The organism is Microbispora triticiradicis, assembly GCF_005864065.1.
Classification (GTDB): Bacteria; Actinomycetota; Actinomycetes; order Streptosporangiales; family Streptosporangiaceae; genus Microbispora; species Microbispora triticiradicis.
Window position 1 is genome coordinate 202,638 of the sequence record NZ_VANP01000011.1, and the last position, 25,997, is coordinate 228,634.

Consider the following 25,997-nt stretch of genomic DNA (forward strand, 5'->3'; position numbering starts at 1 on the left):
CCTGTGGTTCACTGTGGATCATGCGAGGGACACGGGTCCGGGAGGCGCGGGCCGCCGCGGCCCGATGGGTCGCCGCCGAGGCCGCCTCCGCCGCGAACTTCGCCGGGGCCTTCCTGACCGGGTCGGCCGCCTGGGCGGATCCCGGCGCGGTGCTGCCGTCCACGTCGGACGTCGATGTGACGGTGGTCGTCACCGATCCCGTCGCGCCCCCCAAGCTCGGAAAGATCGCGTTCGAGGGGGTGCTCGTGGAGGTCACGTACCTGTCCTGGAACCAGATCGCCTCGGCGCCGGACGTGCTGGCCTCCTGCCACCTGGCGGGCGCCTTCCGCGCCGACGACCCCGCGACCCTGATCGCCGACCCGACCGGACGGCTGGCCCGCCTCCGGGCCGCCGTGTCGGTCGGCTTCGCCGGACGGCGGTGGGTCCGCCTGCGGTGCGAGGACGCCGAGCGCAGGATCACCGGCGGCCTCGCGTCGCTCGACCCGGACCGGCCGTTCCACGACCAGGTCACGGCCTGGCTGTTCCCCGCGGGGATCACGACGCACGTGCTTCTCACCGCCGGTCTGCGCAACCCCACCGTACGGCTGCGCTACCCCGCCGTCCGCGACCTGCTCCGGGCGTACGGCCGGATGGACGTCTACGAGGAACTGCTGGGCCTGCTCGGCTGCGCGCACCTGACCCGCGAGCGGATCGGCGGCCACCTCGCCCAGATGACGAGCGCGTTCGACGCGGCGGCGGCCGTGGCCCGCACGCCGTTCCCCTTCTCCTCCGACATCACCGGGGCGGCCCGGCCGGTGGCCGTCGACGGCAGCCGCGACCTCCTCCTGCGGGGGCTGCACCGCGAGGCCGTCTTCTGGATCGCCGCGACGTACGCCCGGTGCCTGAAGATCCTCGCGGTGGACGCGCCGGGGGAGACGGGGCACGCGGCGGGGTTCGCGGACCTCGCGGCCGACCTGGGCGCCGGGTCGCCGGACGCGCTGCGGCACCGGGCCCGCGAGGTGACGGCCTACCTTCCCCGCCTGCGCGCCGTCGCCGAGGAGATCATCGTCGCGAATCCGGCGATCCGCTGACCGGTCAGCCCTGCGTGGGCGGCGCGCCCGTGGGCAGCGGGGTCGGCGAGCGAGTGGGCGAGGGTGCGGGCGACGGCTCCGGCACTCCGGGCCAGGGGGAGTAGGTCGCCCTCCACTCGCCCGGCGGGAGGATCGGCACGTTCACCCGCGTCTCGCCCGCGTTCTGGAAGCGGAACGTCATGGGGATCGCGGCGCCGGCGGTCAGCGGGCGGGTGAGGCCGGCGAGCAGCACCTGGGGGAGCGCCGTGCCGCCGACGTACTTCCCGCCGGGCACCTCCAGGCCGCCGGCCGGCAGGCGGGCCTCTTGGAAGACGCCGCCGGTGTCCACCGACACGAGCCGGTCGGAGCGCCCGCTCTCGTTCAGCAGCGTCAGGTACATCGGCATGTCGGCGCCGGGCGAGGCCGGTGTCTGCGGGCCGATGACGAACGCGTTGCGGAGCAGCACACCGGGCAGGTTCGCGTTCGCCCCCTCGTTCTGCGGGATCGTCTGGGTGTACCAGTCCTGCTTGATGTCGGAGCAGGCGGCGGTCAGGGCCGCGGCCCCGATGAGAAGAGCTGCCAGGAACCTACGCATGTCGACCTCGGCTCGCTCGCGGAGCGTCTTTCGCCCTCGGTACCCGAAAACGCGCCTCCTACCTCCCGAAACGCCCACTCTCCGGCAGCGGCCGTCAGAAGCGGTAGGCGTCCCGGCGGTTCCTGATCGCCTGGACGGTCACCGTGCGCTTGTCCTCGTCGATGCGGTAGACCACGCGGTAGGTTCCGCGCCGGGCGACGAGCAGGCCCTCGTACGGCTCCTGCAAGGGCTTGCCCACTCGCCACGGCTCTCGGGCTATCGCACCGGTGATGAGTTCCCACGCCGCGGCCGCCACTTCGTCCGGAAGACCCGCGGCGAGAGCCCGACGGGCCGGTGGAGTGAGGAGGACGTTGTAGCGGGCCAAGCACACACTCCGGGGCCCGTATCCCCCGCCGGCTTTGTAGCGGTGGCGGGGGAGGGCGGCGCGGTCAGTAGCCGAGGGTGCCCAGGTCGGGCTGCTGCCAGCCGCCCTGCGGCACGTCACCCCGGTACGGCCCGCCGACCACCGGCGGCACGAAGGTCTCCTTGACCGTGCGGACGTTGACCCACCGGATCAGGTTGAAGATCGAGCCCGCCTTGTCGTTGGTGCCCGAGGCCCTGGCCCCGCCGAAGGGCTGCTGCCCGACGACCGCCCCTGTGGGCTTGTCGTTGACGTAGAAGTTGCCCGCCGCGAAGCGCAGCCGCTCCGTGGCCGCCTCCACGGCGTACCGGTCCTGGGCGATGACCGACCCCGTCAGCGCGTACGGGCTGACGCTCTCCATCTGGTCGAGCACGGCGTCGTAGGCGGCGTCGTCGTAGACGTGGACGGCGAGGATCGGGCCGAAGTACTCCTTCACGAAGACCTCGTCGGCCGGGTCGGCGCACTCCAGCACCGCCGGCCGCACGAAGTAGCCGGCCGAGTCGTCGTAGGAGCCGGTCAGGAGCTCGATCGAGTCGGTCGAGCGGGCCCGGTCGATCGCCTCGCGGTGCTTGGCGAACGCCCGCGCGTCGATCACCGCGCCCATGAACGTGGACAGGTCGCCCGACACGTCGCCGACAGTGAGCGACTCGGCGGCCGAGACGAAGTCGTCGCGCATGCGCGCCCACAGCGAGCGCGGCACGTACGCCCGGGACGCCGCCGAGCACTTCTGGCCCTGGTACTCGAACGCCCCCCGCAGCAGCGCGGTCGCCAGCGCCCCGGGCTCCGCGGAGGGGTGGGCGAGGACGAAGTCCTTGCCGCCCGTCTCGCCGACGAGCCGCGGGTAGCCGCGGTAGCCCGCGATGTTCTCCCCGACCGTGCGCCACAGGTGCTGGAAGGTGGCCGTCGACCCGGTGAAGTGGATCCCGGCCAGCTCCGGATGCGGCAGCGCGACCTCGGACACGGCCGCGCCGTTGCCCGTGACCATGTTGATCACACCGGGCGGCAGCCCGGCCGCCTCCAGCAGCCGCATGGTGAAGTGCGCCGAGAACTGCTGCGTCGGCGACGGCTTCCACACCACCACGTTGCCCATCAGCGCCGCCGCCGCCGGCAGGTTGGCCGCGATGGAGGTGAAGTTGAACGGCGTGATCGCCAGAACGAAGCCCTCCAGCGGGCGGTACTCCATCCGGTTCCACACCCCCGGCGACGACTGCGGCTGCTCGGCGAGCAGCCGGCGGGCGTAGGAGACGTTGAACCGGAAGAAGTCGATCAGCTCGCAGGCGGCGTCGATCTCGGCCTGCTGCGCCGACTTCGACTGGCCGAGGATGGTCGCCGCGTTCAGCGTGGCCCGCCACGGGCCGCTCAGCAGCTCGGCGGCCCGCAGGAAGACCGCCGCGCGCTCCTCGAACGGCAGGGCCCGCCAGCGCGGCGCCGCCTCCAGCGCCGCGTCCACCGCCGCCCGGACGTCGGCCGCGGTCGCGTCGGCCGTACGACCGAGCACGGCCGCGTGGTTGTGCGGCTGCACGACGTCGATCGGGGCGCCGCCGGCCATGCGCCGCTCGCCGCCGATCGTCATCGTGAGGTCGAGGGACGCCCCGGCCAGCTCCTTGATCCGGGTCTCCAGGGCAGTGCGCTCGGCGCTGCCGGGCCCGTACCCGTGCACCGGCTCGTTCGCCGGCACCGGGACCTCGGTGATCGAATCCATCATCCACCCCTCAGAGCGCGAAGGAAGAAGGCGACGTTGGCCGGGCGCTCGGCGAGGCGGCGCATGAAGTAGCCGTACCAGTCGTCGCCATAGGGGACGTAGACGCGCACCCGCGACCCGGCCGCGGCCAGCGCCGCCTGCCTGTCGGCCCGGATGCCGTAGAGCATCTGGAACTCGTAGTCATCCGGGCCGCGCCCGGCGCTCACCGCGAGCGACTCGGCGATCGCCATCAGCCGGTCGTCGTGCGTGGCCACCATGGGATAACCGCTGCCCGCCATCAGCACCCGCAGGCACCGCACGTACGCGCGGTCCACGTCGGTCCTGCGCTGGTGGGCCACGGAGGCGGGTTCGGCGTAGGCACCCTTCACCAGGCGCACCCGCGACCCGGCGAGGTCGCGGCAGTCGGCCTCGCTGCGGAACAGGTACGCCTGGATCGCGACGCCCGTCTCCGGGAAGTCCTCCCGCAGCGTGCGCAGCGCGCCGAGCGTCGCGTCGACGGTGGTGTGGTCCTCCATGTCCAGGGTGACGGTGGAGCCGCACTCCCGCGCCGCGGCGCAGATCTGCCGCGCGTTCTCCAGGGCCAGGCCGGGATCGAGGGCCTGCCCGACGGCCGACAGCTTGACCGACGCCTCGGCCCGGTCGCCGAGGCCGAGCGGCCGCAGCGCCTCCAGCAGCGAGACGTACGCCTTGGCGGCGGCGACGGCGGCCCCGGAGTCGCGGACCTCCTCGCCCAGATGGTCGATGGTGACGGAGAGCCCCGAACCGGTCAGGCGGCGCGCCGCCTCGACGGCGTCCGTGGCGGACTCCCCGGCCACGAAGCGGTCGACGACCTTGCGCGTGAGCGGGAGGCCCGACACGGCCCGGCGGGCGAGCGGGCTGCGTGAGCCCGCGAGAAGCAGGGAACCGAGCATGGCCACAGGCTAAATCCGCACGTCACCAAAGTTCCACGGACATCCGCCACAGCATTCTTGGACAAATGCACAACAATGTCAGCATGCAAGACATCGTCGATGAGATCTCCCGGCTGCTCGGCGCGTCGGTGACGCTTGAGGACCGATCGTTCAACCTCCTGGCGTACGGCGCGCAGAGCGGGGACATCGACAGCGTCCGGCAGGAGTCGATACTGCGCAGGCGCGCCTCCGACGAGGTGCGCGCCCACTTCGAGGCGTACGGCATCGCGACGGCGACCGGGCCGGTGCGGATCCCCGGGCTGCCCGGCGTGCTCGGCCGGGTGTGCGTGCCGCTGCGGCACGACGGGGTGACGTACGGATACCTGTGGGCGCTGGAGTCGGGAGAGCTCACCGACGAGCGGCTGGCCGCCGTCGGGCCCCTGGTCGGCCGGGTGGCCGCGCTGCTGGCGGCGCAGGCCCGGGGCCGGTACGCCCCGCTGCGCCAGTTCTTCTCCGCCGACCCCGCGGCCCGCGCCGCCGCCGGGGTGGTGGCCGAGGGGCCGGTGACGGCCGTCGCGGTCCGGACTCCGGCGCAGGACGCGGGCCTGCCGCCCACCCTGCCGCGGACGCTGCCGCGCGGCGTGCTCGCCGACCCCGACGTGATCGAGCCCGGAACAGGTGGGCCCGGAACAGGGGAACTCGGGGTGGGCGCGTTCGGGACAGGCGGGCCGGAGATCGGTGGGCCCGAGACGGGCGGGGTGGGAACGGGTGAACCGGGGGCGGCCGTGTTCGGGTCTGCCGTGCGGGGGCCGGGCGTGCCGGGGGCGGGCGTGCCGGGCATGGGCGGGGCGGTCCTCGCGATCCTCGCGCCCGCCGCGCAGGCGGCCCGGGTCGCGGGGCTGCTGCACGGCCTGTACGGCCTCGCCGCCGGGATCGGAGGCCCCCGCGACGACCCTCGCGAGGCGTGGGAGAGCTGGCGCGAGGCGCTGCTGGCCCTGCGGGTGGCCGAGCACGCCGAGCGGCACGCCCCGGTCGCCGACTGGGCCACGCTCGGCGTCTACCGTCTGCTGGTCCGGCTGTCCCCGCGCGACCTCGCCGGCCTCGCCGCCGAGTCGGCCGCCCTCACGCCCCGGATCGCGGCCAGCGTCGAGGCGTACCTCGACCACGCGGGCCACGCCGGTGAGACGGCGGCCGCGCTCGGCGTGCACCGGCAGACGCTGTACTACCGGCTCGACAAGGCGAGCCACCTCACCGGGCTCGACCTCGCCGACGGGGAGGACCGCCTGCTGCTCCACCTGTCGCTGAAGGCCGCCGCCCTCCTCGGCGGCGGCTGACCCGCCCGCACCGCCGCGTCCTGCTGTCACGCCGGCCGTTCCACGTCACGTCCGCACGTCGCACCACCGGTCCCGCGCGGCGCCTCCGGTCCCGGCGCGTCTCCCGCGTCCTGCGCTGGGCCAGGGGCTCCCCGCCGGGGGCGCCGGTGCCGTAAGAGAGCGGGTCAGCGCTGGGCGGCCCGGTAGACGCGCAGCCAGTCGACGAACAGCGTCCCGCCGCAGGCCGCCGAGCCCTCGCAGACGTTGCGGAGCGACAGGCCCATCCGCTGGGCGGGGACGCGGCCGGTGTGGTCCCAGACCCGGGCGCCGTCCAGCCAGACGCTCACCCGGTCGGGCAGCCAGTCGACGGCGACCGTGTGCCAGCGCGTGAAGTCGGCCCGCAGCGCGCCGTGGGTGCGGTCTCCGCCGTCCACGGTGACGAAGGCGTCGGCCGCCTGCCGGCCCGGGTCGCCGATCGCGGCCAGGCCGATCTCCGCGCTGCCGCCACCCGTCCGCAGCGACACCACCGGGGTGCCCGAGCCTTCCGTGGCGCGCAGGCGCACCTCCCAGCGGCCGTACTGCTGGGTGAGCCTGCCGGCCAGGCCGGTCCCGCCGGTCAGGCGCAGCGCCCCGCCGCCGATGCCGCCCGCTCCGCGCGAGCCGGTGGCCGTCCAGCCGGACGGGTCGAGCTGGTCGCCGAAGTCCTCGGTGAGGACCGGGCCGCTCCACCCGGCCGCCCTGCCGTCGCCGGCGCTCCGGCTCCCCGTGGCGGTCCCGCCCGTCCGGTCGGTGATCACTGGGTCGTCGGAGGCGTCGTGCGGCTGGACGATGTCCACCTGCCGGGGGCCGGTGTGCGCCGGCTGGGCGGGGCGCATCGGGGAATCGGTCTCGTCCGGGGTCTTGCTGGTGGTCTTGCCGGCGTTCCTGGCCCCCGGCCCGGCCGTGGGCGTCGCCCGCTGGACGAGCGACGGGCGCGGCGCCGGCCCGGAAGAGGGGGCGGGGTCGCCGAGGCCGACCGGCTCATCCGCGATCTTCTCGGCGGCCGTCTCCGCGGCCTCGTCGCCTAGTTCGTGCACGGACCGGCCGTCGGCCTCCGCCGAGGCGCCGGAGGAGGTTCTGGAGGTGCCCTTGGAGGCACTGTCGCCGGTGGAGGCCTCGTCGCCGGATCCGGCGGCGCCGGGGCCGGAGGTCCGGGTGGCGCCCGCTCCGGCCGCGTTGGGCGCCGAGCCGGGAAGGTCGGGGGAGGAGGCGGGGGGCCGCGCCGCGGACTCACCGCCCGCGTTGAACACCTTCGTGGAGTCCCCGCTCGAACATGCCGTGGCGGCGACGATGAGCATCGCCGCCGCCACAGCTGAACCAGGTCCATGAAGTGACATGAGCCGAGTTAACCACAGGAATTGACATTCATAACGGGATGGAACTGGTAATGCCGCTTGCCGGTCAGGCGCACGTCTTCTCGTACACGCGGAGCAGTTCCATGCTGATGCGCTCGACCGAATAGCGGGAACGGGCGCGGTCGGCCGCCGCGTACCCGATGGCCGTGCGCAGCGTGGCGTCGCCGAGCAGGCGGCGGATGCGGTGCGCGATCTCCAGCGGGCGGTCGGGCCGGGTCAGGAAACCGGTCACGCCGTCCACCACCGAGTCGAGGTGGGCTCCGGACGCCGAGGCGATGACGGGGATGCCGCACGCCATGGCCTCCAGCGCCGCCGTGCCCGTGGGGACGGTCGGCGGCAGCGACAGCACCAGGTCGACGCTGCGCATGAGCTTGGGCATCGCCGTGTGCGGGACCATGCCGAGCATCTGCACGCGGTCCGCCAGGCCGTGCTCGCCCGCGAGGGCCCGCAACCGCTCGATGCTCTGGTCGTCGCCTCCGGCGATCACCAGGTCGGCCTCCGGCACGGCCCGCAGCGCGTGCACCGCGTACTCCGCTCCCACGTGACCCACGTGCAGCAGGCGGGGCCGCTCGCCCCGGGGGAAGGCCGGGCCCTGGCGGCGGAAGCGCTCGACGTCGATGCCGTGGGGGACGACCGAGATGTTGCGGCGGGGCACGCCCATCCGGATCAGCTCGGACTCCTCGTCGGCGCAGGCGGCGATGACCGCCCTGGCCCGGCGGCCGATCGCGCACTCCAGCCGGCGCACCGGCGCGGGGGTCCGGCTGTCGTCGTAGTGGCTGTGGAAGGTCTGGGTGACCGGCACGTCCAGGCCCTCCGAGCCCGCGATCGCGGCCAGGCCGCTCGACCACGAGTACGCGTGGATGATGTCCGGCCGGTGCTCCCGCCACCGCTGGGCCAGGCCGGCGCTGAAGTCGGGGATGTAGGGGAGGAGGTCGTTTTCGGACAGCTCCACGTCGGGTCCGGCGGGCACGTGCTCGACGCCGTCGACCTTCGTCCTCGACCGCGTGTAGACGGTCACCCGGTGGCCCCTGGCCAGCTCACGCGCGATGGCGGGCGTGTCCGGAGTAAGTTCGTGCGCGGAGACGATCGCGATATCCATGGCACACCTCAAGACAGGAAGGCGCTTGAAAAGGTGTGCCTGCGTCCTAGGCACGATCGATGTAGATGATGTTTACCTTACTCCGATTCGCGCTAAACACCTAATCGGGAAAAATCATGAGATCTCCCGTGCCCCGGGGATGGCCGGCTCAGCGGGATCGGCGCAGCGTGAGGACGGTGATCTCGTCGACGGCGTGCGTGCCGCAGAAGCCCCGGTGGTCCTCCTCGATCGCCTTGACGACCGTGCTCGGCGGCTGGCCGGCGCAGCGGGCGAGGACCTCGGTGAGCCGATCCTCGCCGTAGTTGTCCCCGGCGGGGCTCTGCGAGCCCACCAGGCCGTCGCTGTAGAGCACCAGGGTCTCCCCGGCCGACAGCGTGAGGTCCTCGGTCGCGGGCACCGATCCCTCCTCGAAGCCCAGCGGCACGCCGCCGCCCTCGGAGAAGCGGACGCCGCCGCCCGGCTGGACCAGCGCCGCCGGGTGGTGGCCCGCGGAGGCCAGCCGTACCTTCCGGCCGCGCACGAAGCCCGCCGCGGCCATCACGAACAGGCCCGTGTTCTGCGCGACGAGCGCGTCGCTGACCTTGCGCAGCGCCTCTCCGGGGTCGTCCTCCCACACGCTCAGCACGCGCAGCCCGTTGCGGACCATCGCGGTCACCGACGCCGCCTCCTCGCCGCGCCCGGCCGCGCTGCCGACGACGAAGCCCCAGCCGTTCTTGACCGGGAAGACGTCGTAGAACTCCCCGCCGATCGCCCGCATGCCGGAGCCGGGGTGGTAGACCGCCGCGATCTCGAAGCCGGGGATGTCGGGCAGTGTCCGGGGGAGCACCCCGGTCTGCAACGTGTCGGCGGCCTGCGAACGGCGCTGGAAGCCCCGCTGCGCCTGCATCGCCAGGCCGAGGTGCAGGCCCACCTCCTCCATCAGGCCGAGGTCGGCCAGGCCGAACGGAGGCCGCTCGCGCAGGCGCACCAGCGTGAGCACACCGCGCACCTCCTCTTCGGTCCGGATCGGCACGCTGAGCAGGGAGCCGGCGCGCATCGCCTGCAGCACGTCGCCGCCGAGCAGCGAGTCGTCGCTCAGCATCTCGTGGACGACGCCGCTGTGCGTGGTCAGCACCTGCCCGACGACCGGCGCCGCGGCGGGCGGGGCCTCCTCGACCGTCCGCTGCAGCCGCCCGACCGGCTGGTCGCTCGGCCCGATGACGACCGACCTGACCTGCTCGCCGTCCCTGGCGACGTCCGCGATCACCCAGTCGGCCGTCTCCGCGGCCAGCAGCCGCGCCGCGCGCAGCAGGGCGACCGGCTCGCGCAGGCTCTCCTCGTCGAGCAGCAGCCGGGTGAGCCGCGACAGCAGTTCGTGCCGCCGCGCCGCCGCCAGAAGGTCCGTGTCGTCGGGGACGTCCGCCTCCGCCGCCGGTTCCGGAAGCTGGACCTCCGTCGGCAGCACGACCCCGGCGAGCATCTCCTGCGGCTCGCCCGGCATCCGCAGGCGGCTCAGCACCAGCCGTACGTTGTGGGCGCGGCCCTGGTGCGCCAGACGGGTCGGGAACGAGACGCTGTCCTCGCCGTGCAGCACGGCGGCGAGGCGCTGGCGGAACGCCGCGCGGGCGGCCACGTCGATGAGGAGCGGGAAGGCGCGGCCGATGAGGTAGCCGGCCGGGCTGCCGAGCAGGCGGGTGGTCTCGTTGTTGATGCGGCGCACAGTGCCGCCCGTGTCCATGATGATCACGGGGATCGGCAGTGCGCGGAACACCTGGCGCAGCAGCTTCTGCTCGCGCTGACTGCCGCCGTCCCTGCGCCTGCGGCTGCGTGCCACCTCGGCCACGGCCTTGCGCAGCAGCTCCTCCGCGGCGTCCAGCTCGCGTAGCATCGCGGCCGGGTCGGGATCCTCCCGCAGCGTGGCGATGCGGTCGGCGAGCCCGCTCAGCGCGCGCTCGAGTTCGGCGGTGTCGGGCAAGCTGCCCCCCTCTCTCGACGTAGACGCTACCGGATTCGTCCACAGTGCTCCGCGGCCTTCAAGCCGGGGTGAAGCGGACTCTATCGACTACCGGGGCGGGAACAGCGATTCGGCGCAGCGGCGGATCGGCGTCACCTGGCCGAGGCGGGACGGTTCTGCTGCTCGACCCACGAGGCGTAGGAGACGAGGACGGCACGTGGTTCGCCGTTCCGCTCCACGATGGTCGCCTCGCCGGTGTAGTGGGCGAGGTCGATGCGGCGGCCCAGGTTGTCCCGGAGTTCTCGGACGCTCATACGTTCAGCCATGGTCCCAACGGTACACTTGGAACCGTGCAGCCCAGGCATGGATCCTGCCCCTTGCCGGCACCCGGCCGGCATGTCGGGCCGGCGTGGATTAACCCCGAACCTATGGGAATGGTCTTTCAACCATGGAGACAACGTCCATCCTCGCGCGTGACCTCGCGGCCCTCGGCCGTGTGACGGAAGGCACGTCCGCGGAGAGCGTCCTGCGCGGGATCACCGAAGCGGTCGCGCGGGGCGTGCCCGGCTGCGCGGGCGGCACCGCCGAGCTGTGGATGGAGGAGCGGGTGCTGCTCGCCGCCTCCCACAGCGAGCTCACCACGCTCATCGATCGCGAGCGCGACCTGCGGGAAGGCCCGTCGAGGGAGGCGCTGACGAGCGGACGCCCGGTGTCGATCCCGGACGTGATGCGCGAGTCGCGCTGGTCCCGTTACGCCGCCACCGCCGTACGGCACGGCGTGCGCTCGGTCCTCGTCGTGCCCGTCGCGGTCGACAACGCCGTCGCGATCATCGGCCTGTACGGTGTGCGTCCCGGCGTCTTCACCTCCGGAGGCTCGCTGATGGCCCTGCTGCGCGAGCAGGTGACCGTGGCGCTGGCCAACATCTGGGAGTTCGACGACGTGCTGACCGGCGCGGCGCAGATGCAGGAGGCGCTGGCCGGCCGCTCGGTGATCGACCAGGCCAAGGGGATCATCATGTCCAAGAGCGGCTGCTCGGCCGAGGAGGCGTTCGAGGAGCTCCGGCGGGTGTCCCAGCACCACCAGGTCAAGGTGGCCGACCTGGCCCGGCTCCTCGTCACCGAGCACCAGCAGAAGCACGGGGGAGCGGCGCCGGAGTGATCACCCGTCCCGACGGTCCCGCGGCCCGGCACGGGCGCGGGGCGGCGGGTCGCCGGCCCTCCGCCGACCCGCCGGCGGCGAGAACGGCCCAGCGGTGCGAACGGCTCGGGTGGCTCGGGTGGCTCGGCGGTTCAGGCGGCGAACGCGGCCAGGGCCTCGTCGAGCGTGTCGAACAGCGGCAGCCGCTGGGACAGGCCCGTCACCCACATCACCTTGGAGTTCGGGTACTGCACGGAGACCAGCGCGAAGTTGCCGCCCGCGGTGGTGGAGCGCTGCCAGTGATGCACGATCAGGCCGAGCGCCCGGGAGTCCATGAAGGTGACACGGCCCAGGTCGAGGACCATGTCGGGGCCGTGGTCGTCGGCCGCCGCGTCCAGGAAGTCCGAGAACTGATCACGTGTGGTGGCGTCGAGGACGCCGTTCACGTGGATCACCACGATGTCTCCCGCCATGCTCGACGACAGGGACAGCAATCCGTTGTTAGACACCTCGCGCCTCCTCTGCCGCAACATTACTGGCGCGGAAGGGGTGGTGAAACTCCCGAGTTTGCGGCAATATACTGAAGCAGAGGTCCAGCAGAGGGCCTCGTCTCGATACTGTAGCGAGGCGTGCCTTCTGCCTGGTCACCCCAGCCGCGTAGGCGCCCTCGCGAGAAGAAATACGAGGGGACTGCGCAGATGGCTGCCGAGGTCCGTGCAGAGACCGCCAGCAATCCGACCGCCGAGGAGCTCCTGGACGAGCTCACCCGGGACGACGTGTCCGAGGCCCGGCGGGAACGCCTCCGTGAAATGATCGTCGAAATGCACCGCCCGATGGCGAGGGACATCGCCCGGCGGTACCTCAATCGGGGCGAGCCGATGGAAGACCTCCTTCAGGCCGCGTACGTCGGCCTCATGAAGGCCATCAACGGCTTCGACCCCACCCTGGGGCACAGCTTCCGCGGGTACGCCATGGTCACCATGACGGGTGAGGTCAAGCGGCACTTCCGCGACCGCACCTGGGCCGTCCGGGTGCCCCGCCTCTACCAGGAGCGCCGCGCCGAGCTGAACCGGCACGTCGCCGACATGACCCAGGAGCTCGGCCGGTTCCCCACCGTCGCCGAACTCGCGAAGAAGATGGGCCTGTCCGAGGAGGACATGCTCCTCACCATGGACGCCTCCGCGGCGTACAGCACCCTTTCCCTGGACGCGCCGATCGGCGCGGACGACGACGCCGCCGCGCTCGGCGACGTGATCCCCGAAGAGGACGACGCGCTCGACACCCTCGTGGACAAGGAAGCGCTGAAGCCTCTCATCGACCTTCTCCCCGAACGGGAGAAGAACATCCTCCTGCTGCGGTTCTACGGCAACATGACGCAGGCCGAGATCGCGGCGGAGTTCGGCATCTCGCAGATGCACGTGTCGCGGATCCTCCGCAAGACCCTCGACCAGCTTCGGGCGGAGCTCGTCGCGGGATGAGGAGATCGCGACGATACCCGGAGCACCGCCTGTGTTCAGGCGGTGCTCCGAGGTATCTTCGTCCTGCCCACAGCCCACAGGTCCTTAGATAGCCCGAATTGCGGCGGGAGGCGTGTACCGCGTGAAAGATGACGGCGTTCCCGCGCACGTCACCGGAGCGGCGAGGGAGCGTACCTTCTCCTTAGCCGATCTTCCTGATCTGCGTGAGTTCGCCGCCGCCGAGGCGCAGCGCCGCGGCATGCCGGAAGACGCGCTGGGCGATTTCCTCGTGGCGCTCAACGAGGTCGCCACGAACGCGGTCACGCAAGGGTCGACGAAGGCCCGGCTGGGACTGTGGCGTGAGGGACCGGCCCTGGTGGTGGCGGTCCACGACGACGGCCGCGAGTGGCGTCCGCCGGCCGTGCCGGGCCACGACCCGCCGCCCGAGAACGCGACCAGCGGCATGGGCCTGTGGGTGGCCCGCCTGCTGAGCGACGACCTCCGTGTCACCGCCGGACCCGGTGGGAGCACCGTGGTGATGCGTTTCCTCCTGGAGTGAGGGTAGGGGACGGCCATGGCTGTCCCACGGATTCTGATCGTCGGCGGCGGATACGTCGGCATGTACACCGCACTGCGCCTGCAGCGCAGACTCCGCCGCGGCGAGGCGCTCGTCACCGTCGCGGACCTCGACTCCTACATGACCTACCAGCCCTTCCTGCCGGAGGCCGCGGCCGGCAGCATCGAGGCCCGGCACGTCGTCGTCCCGCTCCGGCGGGTGCTGAACCGGTGCCAGATCCTCAGCGGACGGATCACCCAGGTGCGGCTGGCAGACCGCAAGGCGGAGTTCGAGCCGCACGAGGGACCCGCTCTCACCATCGCGTACGACTACCTGGTCATGGCCCCCGGGTCGATCTCACGGCTCCTGCCGGTGCCCGGCCTGGCCGACAACGGCATCGGGTTCAAGACCATCGAAGAGGCCATCGCGCTGCGCAACCACGTGCTCGGCAGGCTCGACGTGGCCGCCTCCACACCCGACCCCGAGGTCCGGCGCCGGGCGCTGACCTTCGTCTTCGTCGGCGGGGGATACGCCGGGGTGGAGGCCCTGGCGGAGCTGGAGGACATGGCCGCCGACGCCTGCAAGTACTTCGAGGGGATCAGCCGCGCGGACATGCGCTGGGTGCTCGTGGAGGCGACCGACCGGATCCTGCCCGAGGTGGGGCCGGACATGGGCAGGTGGACGGCCCAGCAGTTGCGTGAGCGGGGCATCGAGGTCCGCATGAAGACGATGCTGAAGTCGGCCGAGGGCTGCCACATCGTGCTCAGCGACGGCGAGGAGTTCGACACCGACACCCTCGTCTGGACCGCCGGCGTCAAGCCGCACCCGCTGGTGCGCGCCGGAGACCTGCCGGTCGACGAGAAGGGCCGGGTCAGGGTCGACGCCGCGATGCGCATGCACGGGACCGACTTCGCCTTCGCCGCCGGAGACTGCGCCGCCGTCCCCGACCTCACCCGTCCGGGGGAGTTCTGCCCGCCCAACGCCCAGCACGCCGTACGGCAGGCGAAGACGCTCGCCGACAACGTGCTGGCGACGCTGCGCGGGCAGCCCCGGCGGCCCTACCGGCACAAGTACGCGGGGTCGGTGGCGAGCCTGGGGCTCTACAAGGGCGTCGCGCAGATCTACGGGCGGGAGCTCCGGGGGTTCCCCGCGTGGTTCATGCACCGCACGTACCACCTGACGCGGATGCCGACCTTCAACAAGAAGACCCGGATCCTCATGGACTGGACGCTCGGGATGTTCTTCCCCAGGGAGATCGTGTCGCTGGGGGCCATCGAGGAACCGCGCAAGGAGTTCACCCTGTCGGCCCGCTCCTGAGCGTCGCCGCCTCCGCGCCGCTCACGAGCGGATCGACCTCGGCTTCGCCGTGCCTCGTCCCCGCGTCCGGCGGCCCTGCAAAGCGTGCTCCTACCGGGACGGCAAGTACGGCGCGGTCGTCAACCCCGACGGCGCGCTGTACAGCTCCTGGACCACCGCGGGCAGGCCCGAGTGGCGGGTGGGCACGGCCCGCGACGGCTACCTGCCCCGCGAGCGGACCGACGACCGCTGGTTCACCTGCGAGGACACGTACGGGCGGGCCGACGACACGCGGGCGGCGGCGGGGTTCCGCGACCGGGTGGACGCGGCGCACCTCGACCACCTCCGCGCGACCGACCGGCTGCGGGCATGACCGAGGGCCGTACGGGGGAGTACCCCACGGCTCCCCGGGAGGACCGGACCGAGGTGTTCCACGGTCACGTGGTGGTGGACCCGTACCGCTGGCTGGAGGACTCGGGCGACGAGCGGACCCGCGCGTGGGTCGCGGCCCAGGACGCGCTGTACGACGCCGAGCGGGCCGCGTGGCCGCACCTGGAGAAGTGGCAGGTGGCGCTGGCCCGCCTGCACGCGTTCCCGCTGTCGTCGGTGCCCCGCCCCCGCGGTGACCGCGTCTTCTTCACCCACAGGGAGCCCGGCGCGGAACACCCGGTGCTGCTGGTCGCCGAACACGGCGCCGTACGGCCCCTGGTGGACCCGCTCGCCCTGGACCCCGGCGGGCGCACGGTGCTGGAGGCGTGGCATCCCTCCGTCGAGGGCGACCTGCTCGCCTTCCAGGTGTCCGCCGCCGGCATGGCATGGAGGACTGCGCGCTCCGGGTGATCGACGTCGCCACCGGCGCCGTGGTCGACGGCCCCGTCGACCGGGTGCGGCGGACCCCGGTCGCGTGGCTGCCGGGCGGCCGGGCCTACTACTACGTGCGCCGGCTGCATCCCCGCCTGAATCCGGGGGAGGAGCGCTACCACCGGCGGGTCTTCCTGCACCGGGTGGGCGCCGACCCGGACGACGACGTCCTCGTCTTCGGCGAGGGCCGGGAGAAGACGAGCTTCCACACCGTCGCCGTCACATCGGACGGCCGCTGGCTGAGCGTCTCGTCGGCCGTCGGCACCCGTCCCGCGACCGATCTTTGGCTGGCCGACCTGACAGACGTGGACGGCTTGGACGGCGCCCCCGGCCAGCCCCGGCTGCGCGCCGTGCGGACGGGGACCCCGGCCCGCGGCAGGCTGTGCATCGCGCCGGGCACGGCGCCCGGCGACCCGATCTGGCTGCGTACGGATCTGGACGCCCCCCGGGGACGGATCGTGGTGACCACGCCCGCCGCCACCGCCCCCGGCACCGCCGGCGCCGCGACCGGCGCGGAACGGTGGCGCACGCTCATCCCGGAGCGGCCGGACGCGGTGCTGGAGGACTTCGCGCCGCTGCGCGGCCCGGCGCTGCCGCGTCCGCTCGCGCTGGTCTCGTGGACCCGTCACGCCGTGTCCGAGATCACCCTGCACGACCTCGCCGACGGCCGGGAACTGGCCGAGGTGCCGCTGCCGGGCAGGGGCACCATCGGCCGGTTCGCCACGCGGCCCGAGGGAGGGCACGAGGTGTGGTTCGGCTACCACGACCACGTCACGCCGCCGACGGTGCTGCGCTACGACGCCCGTACGGGGACGCTGGAGGTCTGGCCGTGCCCGGCGGCGCCCGTCACGGCCTCTCCCTCGCGGGCACCGTCTGGTGCGCCGGGTGTCTCCCCGGCGTCCGTCCCGGGTTCTCCCGCGGCCTATCGCGCGGCCCCTCTCTCGTCGCCGGAGCCGGGTTCGGTGACGACCACGCAGGTCGCGTTCCCGTCCCGGGACGGCGTCATGGTGCGGATGTTCGTCCTCTCGCCGCACGGCGTGCCGGACCGCAGGCGCCCGGCGATCCTCACCGGGTACGGCGGTTTCGGCACCTCCATGACCCCCGCCTACACGCCGCAGGCGCTGGCCTGGGTCCGGGCCGGCGGGGTCTACGCGATCGCGTGCCTGCGCGGCGGGGGAGAGGAGGGCGAGGAGTGGCACCGCGCCGGGACGGGCGTACGCAAGCAGAACGTCTTCGACGACTTCGACGCCGCCACCGACCTGCTGATCGGGCAGGGCTGGACCGCCCCCGACCGCCTCGGCGTCCTGGGGGAGTCCAACGGGGGCCTGCTCGCCGCCGCGGCGCTCACCCAGCATCCGGACAAGTACGCCGCGGTCGTCTGCGTCTCGCCGCTGCTGGACATGCTCGCCTACGAGCGGCTGGGCATGGGCCCGAGCTGGCGGGCGGAGTACGGCACCGTGCGCGACCCCGGGGAGTTCCGCGCGCTGCTGGCCTACTCGCCCTACCACCGGGTGCGCGAGGGCCTGCCGTACCCGCCGGTGCTGTTCGCCGTCGCCGACGGCGACACCCGGGTGGACCCGGGCCACTCGCGCAAGATGTGCGCGCTGCTGCAGCACGCGTCGGCCGGTCCGGGCCCCGTGCTGCAGCGGCTGGACCGGGGCGTCGGCCACGGCGCCAGGTCGGTGTCGGCGAAGCTCGGGCTGCTCGCCGACGTCGTCGCCTTCCTCGCGCGGCACTGCGGCCTCGACCCGGTGGGCCTGCCGTGAACATCCTCCTCTGCCCGTTCAGCGATGCCGGCTACCTCTACCCCGCCCTCGCGGTCGGCCGGCGGCTCCACCGGCGCGGGCACGCCGTCTTCCCCCTCGTCCGGCCCGGTGCGGCCGGCGTCGTGGGCGAGGCGGGCTTCGCCGCGCTGGACGCGCACGAGTACGGCGGAGCCCGCGCCTTCTCGGTCGCCTGGTGGGGGGAGACCGGCGCCGCCCAGTATCGGGCCGTGGTCCGCGCGGCCCGCGAGGTCCGGGCCGACGCGCTGGTCACCTCGATCCTGTGCCACGGCGCGCTCCTCGCCGCCGAGGCGCTCGACCTGCCGGTGGTGGTGCTGGGCTTCGCGGCCCACCTGCGGACGTACGGCCGGGGTGGCGAGGGGGAGCGGCACGGGCGCGCCGCCATGCGGGAGCAGCGGCTGCTGGAGCTGCTGCGCCGATATGACCTCGCGCGGGAGCGGGCCGGGCTGCCGCCCCGCCGGGACCGCCGGCGGGACCTCCCGCTGATCGGTTCGGGCCTGCTGCTCCGCGGCGACCCGGCGCTGGAGCATCCGGGGGCGGAGCTGCCCGAGGGTGTGCGCCACGTGGGGCCGTGCCCGTGGGAGCCCGCCGCCGACCCGGCCGCGCTGCACCGGCTGGCCGCGCGGGTGCGCCGGATCGGCAAACCCGTCGTGTACGTGCATCTGGGCCGGGTGTTCGGCGGGGAGAGCATGTGGCCCCGGCTGAACACGACGTTCACCGGAGGCCCGTTCCAGGCGGTGGTCGAGCGGGGCCGTTCCGGCGAGCCGCGGCCCGCCCCGGAGGCGGACGTCGTCGTGGTGCACGAACCCTGGATGGGCCCCCTGATCGAGATGTCGGACCTGGTGCTGACGAACGGCACCTCGTCTCCGGTCCTCGCCGCGCTCATGCGGGAAAGGCCCCTGGCCGTCGCGCCGATCGGCTCGGAGCAGCCGCTGCTGTCCGAGGCGTGCGTACGGGCCGGGGTGGCGGTCGGGTTTCCCCCGGGCCCGGGCCCGGCGGGCGACGGCGTCGCGGAGCTCGGCACCGCGTACGCGGGCGGGCTGGGCGAGCGCGTGCGGGCGCTCGGCGCGCGCCTGAACGCCTCAGGCGGCGCCGCGGCCGCCGCCGACGCGGTGGTCGCCGCCGCCTCGTCGGCGCGGGCGGTCGCGCATACCGGTGCCGCGCATACCGGTGCCGCGCCTGGTGCCGCGCATTCCGGCGCGGTCCCAACCGGCGTCGCGTTCACTGTGCCCGTACCTGTCCGGGGCGGCGCGTGGACTCCCGCCCTCGATGCTCCCGTCGATGTCGGCACCGGCAGAGGTGGCCCATGAGCGAACCCCCGCCCCTGCGGCGCAACCTGCGGTTCCAGTTCCTGTGGCTGGGCTCGGTGACGTCGGAGCTGGGCTCCTCGCTGACCGGGCTCGCCCTGCCGCTGCTGATCCTGGCCGTCACCGGCTCCGCCGCGCTGGCCGGGCTCACCGCCGCCTGCCGCATCGCCACCGGGATCCTCGTCTCGCTTCCCGCGGGGGTGTGGGTGGACCGGTGGGACCGGCGCCGGATCCTGCTCTGCAGCGAGGGGGTGCGGGCGGTGGCTCTGGCCACCCTCGCGGCGGCGGTCCTCGCCGACCGGGTGACGATGGAGCACCTGATCGCCGTGGCCATGACCAACGGGGCCGCGGACGCGTTCTTCCGGCCCGCCCGCGACGCGGCGATCCGCGCGGTCGTCCCCGCGAGCCGGCTCATGTCGGCGTACGCGCAGGACGAGGCGCGCGGCCACGCGACGGTCCTCGCGGGGCCGCCGCTCGGCGGGCTCCTGTTCGGCCTGGGCCGGGTCGTCCCCTTCGCCGTGGACGCGGTCACCTACGTGGTCTCCATGGTGTGCGTGCTGCTGGCCGGGGTCCCGCGACGGCCCGGGAACGTCGAGAGCTCCGGCAGGACCCGGATGCGGGCGGACATCGCGGAGGCGGCCCGCTGGCTGTGGCGCCGTCCCGCGCTGCGGGCGGGGCTGACCTTCTCCCTGGTCTCCAACCTCGCCGCCAACGCGCTGCTGCTACCGGTGGTCGTGCTGGTCGGCTCCCGCGGCGGTGACCCCGCGGTGACCGGGATGGTTCTCGCGGGCCTGGGGCTGGGCGGTCTGCTCGGCGCCGCCCTGTCTGCGAAGATCGGCGCCCTGCTGCCGCCCGGCAAGCTGATGCTGGTGGTGGTCGGCGTGTTCGCGCTCGCCGTCTGCGCGACCACCCTCCCGTTCGGCGCCTACTGGCCGGCGGTCCCGCTCATCCTGGCGATGATCGCGGCTCCGGCGCTCAACGTGGTTCTGCGCGTCCTCGTGGCGACGCTCGTCCCGGACGCGATGATGGGCCGGCTGACCTCGCTCCTCCGGGTGGCGACCATGGGCCTCGCCCCGCTCGGGCCGTTGCTGGGTGGGGTCCTGGCGGACCGTGCCGGCGGCGTCGGCGCGCTGCTCGCCATCGGCGGCGCGCTCGTCGTGTGCTGCGCCCTGGCCGCGACGAGCGCCACGCTGCGCGGGGCTCGAAGGCGCCCCGGAGGCGGCCGTGCCGGTCGAGGCGCCCGTGCCCGCCGAGCCCGCCATGCCTGACCGCGAACCGGTGGCCGAGCGGTGATGTGAGGCGCGGAGCGCGCCGGGACCGGTCACCCCACTTCGGCGGCGGTGGCGTCGTCACCGGCCAGGGCGCCGGCGAACTGCGCGGAGTACAGCCGGTGGTAGGCGCCCCGGGCGGCGAGCAGCTCGTCGTGGGTGCCGTGCTCGACGATGCTCCCCGCCTCCATCACCAGGATGAGGTCGGCGTCGCGGATGGTGGACAGCCGATGGGCGATGACGAAACTCGTCCTGTCGCTGCGCAGCGCGGCCATCGCGTGCTGCACCAGGACCTCGGTGCGGGTGTCGACCGAGCTGGTGGCCTCGTCCAGGATGAGCAGGGACGGGTTGGCGAGGAAGGCGCGGGCGATGGTGATCAGCTGCTTCTCGCCGGCGCTGACGTTGCCGCCCTCCTCGTCGATCACGGTGTCGTACCCGTCGGGCAGGGTGCGGACGAACCGGTCGACGTACGTCGCCCGCGCCGCCGCCTGGATCTCCTCGTCGGTGGCCCGGGGGTCGCCGTAGGCGATGTTGTCGCGGATCGTCCCGCCGAACAGCCAGGTGTCCTGAAGCACCATGCCGATCTGGGCGCGCAGGTCGTGGCGGCGCATCGCGGTGATGTCGGCGCCGTCGAGAGTGATGCGGCCCGCGTCCAGCTCGTAGAAGCGCATGATCAGGTTGACCAGCGTGGTCTTCCCCGCGCCGGTCGGGCCGACGATCGCGATCGTGTGCCCGGGCTCGGCCACCAGCGAGAGATCCTCGATGAGGGGCTGCTCGGGGTCGTACCTGAAGGACACGTGCTCGAACTCGACGCGTCCCCGCCGGGTGCCGGGCAGCACCGGGGCGGCGGGGTCGGGCTCCTGCTCCTCGGCGTCCAGCAGCTCGAAGACCCGCTCGGCGGAGGCCACCCCCGACTGCAGCAGGTTGGCCATCGAGGCGACCTGGGTCAGCGGCTGGGTGAACTGCCGGGAGTACTGGATGAAGGCCTGGACGTCGCCGAGGCTCATGGACCCGCCGGCGACCCGCACGGCGCCGACGACCGCGATGGCGACGTAGTTCAGGTTCCCGATGAACATCATCGTCGGCATGATGATCCCGGAGATGAACTGGGCGCCGAAGCTCGCCTTGTACAGGGCCTCGTTCCGCTCCCGGAACACCTCCTCGACCTCCGGGCCCCGCCCGAAGACCCGCACCAGCTCGTGACCGGTGAACGCCTCCTCGATGTGGGCGTTCATCGTGCCGGTGTGCGCCCACTGGGCGACGAACTGCTTCTGCGAGCGCTTGGCGATCCGCCCGGTGACGATCATCGTGACCGGGATCGTCACGAGGGCGATCACCGCGAGCAGCGGCGAGATCAGGAACATCATGACCAGCACGCCGACCAGGGTGAGCAGCGAGGTCAGCAACTGGCTCAGCGTCTGCTGCAGGGTCTGGGACACGTTGTCGATGTCGTTGGTGACCCGGCTGAGGAGCTCGCCGCGCGGCTGACCGTCGAAGAACTTCAGCGGAAGCCGGTGCAGTTTGTCCTCGACGTCGGCCCGGAGGCGGAACACCGTGCGCTGCGTCACGTCGTTCAGCAGCCGGCCCTGCAGCCACATGAACAGCGACGCCGCCACGTAGAGCCCCAGGACCCACGTGAGGACCGTGGCGAGCGCGCCGAAGTCGATGCCGTGACCGGGCACGACGTCCATCCCCGCGAGCATGTCGGCGAAGTCGCCGTGGCCCGAGGCGCGCAGCGCCCGCACGGTCTGCTCCTTGGTCGCCCCCGCGGGCAGCCGGGCGCCGATCACACCGCTGAAGATCACGTCCGTCGCGCGGCCGAGCAGCTTCGGGCCGATGACGGAGAACGCCACGCTGACCACCGCGAGGCCGATGACGGCCAGGATCCTCGGCCGTTCCGGGCTCAGCCGCCGCAGCAGCCGCCGGGCGGAGGGGCCGAAGTCGAGCGACTTCTCCGCCGGCATCTGACCGCCGCCGAAGGGCCCGAAACCACCGCCTCCCATCGGTCGCGGTCGTACGGGTGCCGTGGGCCGGTCGCTCATGCCGCACTCCCCGCGGTCAGTTGGGACTCGACGATCTCGACGTACGTCGGGCAGGAGCCGAGCAGCTCGTCATGGGTGCCGACACCGGCGACGACGCCGTCGTCCAGGACGATGATCTCGTCGGCGTCGGCGATGGTGGAGACCCGCTGGGCGACGATCACCACCGCCGCGCCGGCCGTGTACGGGCGCAGCGCGGCGCGCAGCCGGGCGTCGGTGGTGAGGTCGAGAGCCGAGAACGAGTCGTCGAACAGGTAGATCTCCGGTTTGGCGACCAGCGCGCGGGCGATGGACAGGCGCTGCCGCTGCCCGCCGGACACGTTCGTGCCGCCCTGGGAGATCGGCGCCTGCAGGCCCTCGGGCATCGCCTCGACGAAGTCGCGGGCCTGGGCGACCTCCAGAGCCTCCCACAGCTCCTCGTCGGTGGCGTCCGGCTTGCCGTAGCGCAGGTTGCTCGCGACCGTGCCGGTGAACAGGTACGGCTTCTGCGGCACCAGGCCGATGCGCGTCCAGAGCATCCGCGGGTCGAGGTCGCGTACGTCGGCGCCGTCGATCAGCACGGCGCCGGAGGTCACGTCGAACAGCCGGGGCACCAGGGAGACCAGGGTCGTCTTCCCCGATCCGGTGCTGCCGACGACGGCGGTGGTCCGTCCCGCCGTCACCCGGAAGGAGACACCGGACAACACCGGTGCCGCCGCGCCCGGATAACGGAACTCGACATCACGCAACTCCAGCTCGGCCCTGCGGTCCACGTGCCGTACGGGCCGCTCGGGCGGACGCACCGACGACTCGGTGTCCAGCACCTCGGCGACCCGCTCCGCGCAGACCGCGGCCCGCGGGATCATGATCGAGATGAAGGTGGCCATCATCATCGCCATGAGGATCTGCATCAGGTACATGAGGAACGCGGTGAGGGCGCCCACCTGCATCTCGCCGCCGTCCACCCGGGCGGCGCCGAACCACAGCACCGCGACGCTGGAGGCGTTGAGTATCAGCATCACGGTGGGGAAGATGAGCGCGGTCAGCCGCCCGACACGCAGCGCCGTCCCCGTCAACGCGTCGTTCGCCTCGGCGAAGCGGCGGGTCTCCTCACGCTCCCGGACGAAGGCCCGCACCACGCGGATGCCGGAGAGCTGCTCACGGAGCACCTGGTTGACGGTGTCGATCCGGGTCTGCATCGCGCGGAACTGCGGGACCATGCGGAAGACGATCGAACCGATCGAGACCAGCAGCACCGGGACGCAGATCAGCATGAGCCACGACAGCCCGACGTCCTGACGCAGGGCCATGATGATGCCGCCGACTCCCATGATGGGCGCGGCCACCAGCATCGTGCAGGTCATCACCACGAGCATCTGGATCTGCTGCACGTCGTTGGTGTTTCGGGTGATCAGCGAGGGGGCGCCGAACTGGGAGACCTCCCGGGCGGAGAAGCCGCTCACGCGGTGGAAGACCGCCGATCGGACGTCCCGGCCGAACCCGGCCGCCACCCGGGCGCCGTAGTAGACCGCCGCGATCGAGCAGGCGATCTGCACGAGGGACACGGTCAGCATCCAGCCGCCGGTGGCCAGGATGTAACCGGTGTCGCCGGTGGCCACCCCGTGGTCGATGATGTCGGCGTTCAGGCTCGGCAGGTAGAGGGAGGCGATGGTGCCGACGAGCTGGAACAGCACGACCGCCGTGAGTGCCGGCGAGTAGGGCCGCAGGTATGCGCGGAGCAGCCGGTTCAGCACGGCTCTGGTCCGAGACGGGGGATGCGGCGCGGGAGGGGCGCAATCATGCGCAACACGGTATATGAGCAGCTAGCTCGCTAACGCCTGGTTTTTCGGCGGGGGCGAACAGGGCCATCGCTCGTCGGCCGAGGAGGCGGGGCCGTCCGGGAGCTGTCGGACGGGGCGCTGTCGAGGTCCGGGCCGGCCGTCACCCACCGGATTCCCGGCGGGTCTCGCGGGAGCGTCTCCCGCGAGACCCGCCGAATCCTTCACAGGGGAATGGCCAGGGGTGGGCGCCCGGGTCAGCGGCGGACGCGTCCGCCGCGCCAGCCGCCGCGCCAGGAGTTGACGCCCGCGGTGCCGACGCCGGCCTGGTGCAGGGCGAGCAGGCACAGGCCGAGGGCGATCAGCGCGGTCATGCCGATGCCGATACTCGCGTTGAGGAGGTCGAGGAGGAAGGCGATCCCGAAGACGACCGCCGCGGCGATGGCGAGCATTGTTACCTCACTTCCGGGTCAACTGGGCAAGTAACGTGCGGTACTCGTGCAGGGCCAGGCGCAGCGCCTCGGTGTCGCCCCGCTCGTTGTCCTTCCACTGGCCGAGCAGTGCCTCACGACGGGAGGTGAAGGCCGACAGGGCCTCCTCCACCAGCGCGTCCGCCTGCTCGACCGACTGACGGGGATCGTCGACGAATCCCGACTTGATCTCCCGCCACCGGCTTTCCAGCGCGTCGTCCAGAACGGCCGCCGTGCCGGAGGCGTTCGTGGTCGCTGCGGGGTAGGCCACCGGTCCGTCGAGGGTTCCGGCGGTGTCCGGGGTGGTGCCGTCCGAGGTGGTGCCGGTGGGGTAGGCCACCGGCCCGTCGGCGGCGGTGCCCGTGGGCGTCAGGGCGTCCCGGTCCGCGCCGGGGGTGGTCACGTCGCCGGTGACGCCGTGGTCCACGTCGTCGTGACTCCGCCGGTCTTCGTGGGCTCCGGCCGTGTGGTCGCCGTCGGCGGTGGAGTAGCCGGCGGGCTCGTACCCGGCCGGGGTGCCCGCGACGAGGACGTCGCCCGCGACGCCGTCCCGGCGCGAGTCGCGGTGTGAGTCATGGTGTGAGTCACGGAGCGACTCGTCGGACGACGTGAGGACGTCGTCGCCCGCCCGGCCGTGCGCGTCCCGGTAGCGGTCGTCGGCGCGGTCCGCTTCGTCCCTGTCCGCATGGTTCGCGTAGTCAGGGTCGTCGACGGGGTCCCGCACCGTGCCGTCGCCGTACGCGGAGTCGCCGGTGGTGTCCTGGACCGAGCCGTCCCGGTAGCCGGCGACGTAGGCGTCGCTGGGCGCGTAGACCGGGCCGGGACCCTCGTGCTCGTCCCGCCTGGCGTCATCGAGAGCCCGTTCGCGGCGGGCCTCCTCCTCCAGGGGTTCGGGGGTCTCGGGAGTCGGCTGCTCGGTGATCTCGTCGCGCTGCTCGGTGATCTCGCCACGCTGGTCGTACCGGTTCGTCCGCATGGTCATCGCCCCGCATTCCGCACGTCGGTCCGGCGGCCGTTCACCCGGACGCCGTCGTAGTCGTCGTACTCGTCGGTCGTGTGGGCGGTGCCGTTCCCCGCGGCGCCGTCCCTGTGGCCGTTCACACGGGTGTCGACGTGGCCGTTCGCGCGGCCGTCGACAGGGACGTCGGCGCCGTCGCCGAGAAGCTCCTGGAAGAGCGCCCGGTAGTGGACCATCGCCTGACGAAGCTCCTCGGTGGTGGCGTCCTGGCGGGCGGCCCGGCTGCTGATCTCGTGAGCGTTGCGGTAGTGGTCCAGCGTGGTCGCGTGGGCCACCGACAGGTCGCTCAGCCGCTGCTCGAAGTCGTCGGTGGGGTAGCCGCGCTCCGCCATGACCGCGGTGACCAGGGCGTCCGCCTCCGTCACGGCGAACCCGGGAGCGTCGACGAAGTGCTCCTGCACGTCGGTCCACTTCCGCGAGTACTCGTTCCGGGTCTGCGGGTCGAGCGGGCGGATGTCCAGCTCGGCGTGGCGCTCCTCACGGGCGCGCAGCTCCTGCTCGGCCTCCTTGCGGCTGTCGCTCTCCCGTACGGCGCGGTCGTATTCGGGGCCGAAGCGGTCCTGCAGGTGGCGCCGGCGGTTGCGCGCGGACACCAGGTAGCCGACTGCCAGGATCACCAGCACGGCGACGATCGCGACGGCCACCCATGCTACGGCGGTCATATCTGCCTC

25 protein-coding genes are annotated in these 25,997 nt (G+C 73.0%); 11 read left to right on the forward strand and 14 right to left on the reverse strand.

The window, feature by feature from the left end:
- Positions 1–20: 20 nt before the first annotated feature.
- The gene (locus FED44_RS26300) at positions 21–1,070 is read left to right on the forward strand and encodes a hypothetical protein (protein ID WP_117409380.1); all 1,050 of its coding nucleotides are present in this window, start codon (positions 21–23) and stop codon (positions 1,068–1,070) included.
- 4 nt (positions 1,071–1,074) lie between these two features.
- Here the strand turns inward: FED44_RS26300 and FED44_RS26305 are convergent, their stop codons facing one another.
- From FED44_RS26305 to FED44_RS26320, 4 genes are all read right to left on the reverse strand, one after another.
- The gene (locus FED44_RS26305) at positions 1,075–1,644 is read right to left on the reverse strand and encodes a copper chaperone PCu(A)C domain-containing protein (RefSeq protein ID WP_117409379.1); all 570 of its coding nucleotides are present in this window, start codon (positions 1,642–1,644) and stop codon (positions 1,075–1,077) included.
- 94 nt (positions 1,645–1,738) lie between these two features.
- Complete coding sequence (locus FED44_RS37675; protein WP_244302277.1) at positions 1,739–1,882, reverse strand: type II toxin-antitoxin system RelE family toxin; 144 nt, start codon at positions 1,880–1,882, stop codon at positions 1,739–1,741.
- A 190-nt stretch (positions 1,883–2,072) separates the two neighbouring features.
- Positions 2,073–3,746, reverse strand: a complete 1,674-nt coding sequence (gene pruA, locus FED44_RS26315; RefSeq protein WP_117409390.1) for an L-glutamate gamma-semialdehyde dehydrogenase — start codon at positions 3,744–3,746, stop codon at positions 2,073–2,075.
- Positions 3,746–4,657 (reverse strand): proline dehydrogenase family protein, encoded by a 912-nt coding sequence (locus FED44_RS26320; RefSeq protein ID WP_117409389.1) that lies wholly within the window; start codon positions 4,655–4,657, stop codon positions 3,746–3,748. Before FED44_RS26320 ends, pruA begins: the two co-directional genes overlap by 1 nt.
- Before the next feature lie 83 nt (positions 4,658–4,740).
- On the opposite strand from FED44_RS26320, the gene FED44_RS37680 reads away from it, so the two are divergent.
- Positions 4,741–5,970 (forward strand): PucR family transcriptional regulator, encoded by a 1,230-nt coding sequence (locus FED44_RS37680; RefSeq protein ID WP_117409388.1) that lies wholly within the window; start codon positions 4,741–4,743, stop codon positions 5,968–5,970.
- 164 nt (positions 5,971–6,134) lie between these two features.
- Here FED44_RS37680 and FED44_RS26330 read toward each other — a convergent pair whose 3' ends face one another.
- The 4 genes from FED44_RS26330 to FED44_RS36055 form a co-directional block, all read right to left on the reverse strand.
- Positions 6,135–7,286 (reverse strand): glycoside hydrolase family 16 protein, encoded by a 1,152-nt coding sequence (locus FED44_RS26330; protein ID WP_154956626.1) that lies wholly within the window; start codon positions 7,284–7,286, stop codon positions 6,135–6,137.
- Between the two features lie 103 nt (positions 7,287–7,389).
- Positions 7,390–8,442, reverse strand: coding sequence for a glycosyltransferase (locus tag FED44_RS26335; RefSeq protein ID WP_138462385.1), 1,053 nt, complete (start codon positions 8,440–8,442; stop codon positions 7,390–7,392).
- A 148-nt stretch (positions 8,443–8,590) separates the two neighbouring features.
- Positions 8,591–10,396 (reverse strand): SpoIIE family protein phosphatase, encoded by a 1,806-nt coding sequence (locus tag FED44_RS26340; RefSeq protein ID WP_244302278.1) that lies wholly within the window; start codon positions 10,394–10,396, stop codon positions 8,591–8,593.
- 131 nt (positions 10,397–10,527) lie between these two features.
- Complete coding sequence (locus tag FED44_RS36055; protein ID WP_165900861.1) at positions 10,528–10,701, reverse strand: type II toxin-antitoxin system Phd/YefM family antitoxin; 174 nt, start codon at positions 10,699–10,701, stop codon at positions 10,528–10,530.
- A 122-nt stretch (positions 10,702–10,823) separates the two neighbouring features.
- On the opposite strand from FED44_RS36055, the gene FED44_RS26350 reads away from it, so the two are divergent.
- Complete coding sequence (locus FED44_RS26350) at positions 10,824–11,534, forward strand: GAF and ANTAR domain-containing protein (protein ID WP_117409374.1); 711 nt, start codon at positions 10,824–10,826, stop codon at positions 11,532–11,534.
- Positions 11,535–11,665: 131 nt separating this feature from the next.
- Here the strand turns inward: FED44_RS26350 and FED44_RS26355 are convergent, their stop codons facing one another.
- Entirely contained in the window at positions 11,666–12,022 is a 357-nt protein-coding gene (locus tag FED44_RS26355) for an STAS domain-containing protein (protein ID WP_244302279.1), read from the reverse strand.
- 189 nt (positions 12,023–12,211) lie between these two features.
- Between FED44_RS26355 and FED44_RS26360 the strand changes: the two genes are divergently transcribed.
- The 8 genes from FED44_RS26360 to FED44_RS26395 all read left to right on the forward strand — a co-directional run bounded on the left by FED44_RS26360 (position 12,212) and on the right by FED44_RS26395 (position 20,042).
- The gene (locus FED44_RS26360; RefSeq protein WP_117409372.1) at positions 12,212–12,991 is read left to right on the forward strand and encodes a SigB/SigF/SigG family RNA polymerase sigma factor; all 780 of its coding nucleotides are present in this window, start codon (positions 12,212–12,214) and stop codon (positions 12,989–12,991) included.
- Between the two features lie 121 nt (positions 12,992–13,112).
- Positions 13,113–13,529 carry an ATP-binding protein gene (locus FED44_RS26365; RefSeq protein ID WP_244302280.1) on the forward strand — a complete coding sequence of 139 codons (417 nt, stop codon included), beginning with the start codon at positions 13,113–13,115 and terminating at the stop codon, positions 13,527–13,529.
- Between the two features lie 15 nt (positions 13,530–13,544).
- Entirely contained in the window at positions 13,545–14,843 is a 1,299-nt protein-coding gene (locus FED44_RS26370; RefSeq protein WP_117409370.1) for an NAD(P)/FAD-dependent oxidoreductase, read from the forward strand.
- A 49-nt stretch (positions 14,844–14,892) separates the two neighbouring features.
- Positions 14,893–15,195, forward strand: a complete 303-nt coding sequence (locus tag FED44_RS26375) for a hypothetical protein (protein ID WP_138462388.1) — start codon at positions 14,893–14,895, stop codon at positions 15,193–15,195.
- Entirely contained in the window at positions 15,192–15,662 is a 471-nt protein-coding gene (locus FED44_RS38325) for a prolyl oligopeptidase family protein (protein WP_138462389.1), read from the forward strand. The genes FED44_RS26375 and FED44_RS38325 overlap by 4 nt, the downstream gene beginning before the upstream one ends.
- Complete coding sequence (locus FED44_RS26385; RefSeq protein WP_316246863.1) at positions 15,659–17,449, forward strand: prolyl oligopeptidase family serine peptidase; 1,791 nt, start codon at positions 15,659–15,661, stop codon at positions 17,447–17,449. Before FED44_RS38325 ends, FED44_RS26385 begins: the two co-directional genes overlap by 4 nt.
- The gene (locus FED44_RS26390) at positions 17,446–18,777 is read left to right on the forward strand and encodes a glycosyltransferase (protein ID WP_187406020.1); all 1,332 of its coding nucleotides are present in this window, start codon (positions 17,446–17,448) and stop codon (positions 18,775–18,777) included. Before FED44_RS26385 ends, FED44_RS26390 begins: the two co-directional genes overlap by 4 nt.
- A complete protein-coding gene (locus tag FED44_RS26395; protein WP_138462391.1) occupies positions 18,774–20,042 on the forward strand; it encodes an MFS transporter in 1,269 nt (422 codons plus the stop codon). The genes FED44_RS26390 and FED44_RS26395 overlap by 4 nt, the downstream gene beginning before the upstream one ends.
- Before the next feature lie 53 nt (positions 20,043–20,095).
- Here the strand turns inward: FED44_RS26395 and FED44_RS26400 are convergent, their stop codons facing one another.
- The 5 genes from FED44_RS26400 to FED44_RS26420 all read right to left on the reverse strand — a co-directional run bounded on the left by FED44_RS26400 (position 20,096) and on the right by FED44_RS26420 (position 25,988).
- Positions 20,096–22,084: an ABC transporter ATP-binding protein gene (locus FED44_RS26400; protein ID WP_138462392.1), complete on the reverse strand. Its 1,989-nt coding sequence runs from the start codon at positions 22,082–22,084 to the stop codon at positions 20,096–20,098.
- Positions 22,081–23,814, reverse strand: coding sequence for an ABC transporter ATP-binding protein (locus FED44_RS26405; RefSeq protein ID WP_111700667.1), 1,734 nt, complete (start codon positions 23,812–23,814; stop codon positions 22,081–22,083). Before FED44_RS26405 ends, FED44_RS26400 begins: the two co-directional genes overlap by 4 nt.
- Before the next feature lie 281 nt (positions 23,815–24,095).
- Entirely contained in the window at positions 24,096–24,290 is a 195-nt protein-coding gene (locus FED44_RS26410; protein ID WP_111700666.1) for a hypothetical protein, read from the reverse strand.
- Between the two features lie 7 nt (positions 24,291–24,297).
- Complete coding sequence (locus tag FED44_RS26415; protein WP_138462393.1) at positions 24,298–25,290, reverse strand: hypothetical protein; 993 nt, start codon at positions 25,288–25,290, stop codon at positions 24,298–24,300.
- Complete coding sequence (locus FED44_RS26420) at positions 25,287–25,988, reverse strand: hypothetical protein (RefSeq protein ID WP_208759176.1); 702 nt, start codon at positions 25,986–25,988, stop codon at positions 25,287–25,289. Before FED44_RS26420 ends, FED44_RS26415 begins: the two co-directional genes overlap by 4 nt.
- Positions 25,989–25,997 lie beyond the last annotated feature (9 nt).

Bases quoted from the DNA above. Each gene is read 5' to 3' on its own strand.
- FED44_RS26300 (WP_117409380.1), top strand. From the start codon at position 21: ATGCGAGGGACACGGGTCCGGGAGGCGCGGGCCGCCGCGGCCCGATGG.
- FED44_RS26400 (WP_138462392.1), bottom strand. From the start codon at position 22,084: ATGAGCGACCGGCCCACGGCACCCGTACGACCGCGACCGATGGGAGGC.
- FED44_RS26335 (WP_138462385.1), bottom strand. From the start codon at position 8,442: ATGGATATCGCGATCGTCTCCGCGCACGAACTTACTCCGGACACGCCC.
- FED44_RS38325 (WP_138462389.1), top strand. From the start codon at position 15,192: ATGACCGAGGGCCGTACGGGGGAGTACCCCACGGCTCCCCGGGAGGAC.
- FED44_RS26320 (WP_117409389.1), bottom strand. From the start codon at position 4,657: ATGCTCGGTTCCCTGCTTCTCGCGGGCTCACGCAGCCCGCTCGCCCGC.
- FED44_RS26395 (WP_138462391.1), top strand. From the start codon at position 18,774: ATGAGCGAACCCCCGCCCCTGCGGCGCAACCTGCGGTTCCAGTTCCTG.
- FED44_RS37680 (WP_117409388.1), top strand. From the start codon at position 4,741: ATGCAAGACATCGTCGATGAGATCTCCCGGCTGCTCGGCGCGTCGGTG.
- FED44_RS26420 (WP_208759176.1), bottom strand. From the start codon at position 25,988: ATGACCGCCGTAGCATGGGTGGCCGTCGCGATCGTCGCCGTGCTGGTG.
- FED44_RS26360 (WP_117409372.1), top strand. From the start codon at position 12,212: ATGGCTGCCGAGGTCCGTGCAGAGACCGCCAGCAATCCGACCGCCGAG.
- FED44_RS26330 (WP_154956626.1), bottom strand. From the start codon at position 7,286: ATGCTCATCGTCGCCGCCACGGCATGTTCGAGCGGGGACTCCACGAAG.
- pruA (WP_117409390.1), bottom strand. From the start codon at position 3,746: ATGGATTCGATCACCGAGGTCCCGGTGCCGGCGAACGAGCCGGTGCAC.
- FED44_RS26370 (WP_117409370.1), top strand. From the start codon at position 13,545: ATGGCTGTCCCACGGATTCTGATCGTCGGCGGCGGATACGTCGGCATG.
- FED44_RS26305 (WP_117409379.1), bottom strand. From the start codon at position 1,644: ATGCGTAGGTTCCTGGCAGCTCTTCTCATCGGGGCCGCGGCCCTGACC.
- FED44_RS26410 (WP_111700666.1), bottom strand. From the start codon at position 24,290: ATGCTCGCCATCGCCGCGGCGGTCGTCTTCGGGATCGCCTTCCTCCTC.
- FED44_RS36055 (WP_165900861.1), bottom strand. From the start codon at position 10,701: ATGGCTGAACGTATGAGCGTCCGAGAACTCCGGGACAACCTGGGCCGC.
- FED44_RS26350 (WP_117409374.1), top strand. From the start codon at position 10,824: ATGGAGACAACGTCCATCCTCGCGCGTGACCTCGCGGCCCTCGGCCGT.
- FED44_RS26415 (WP_138462393.1), bottom strand. From the start codon at position 25,290: ATGACCATGCGGACGAACCGGTACGACCAGCGTGGCGAGATCACCGAG.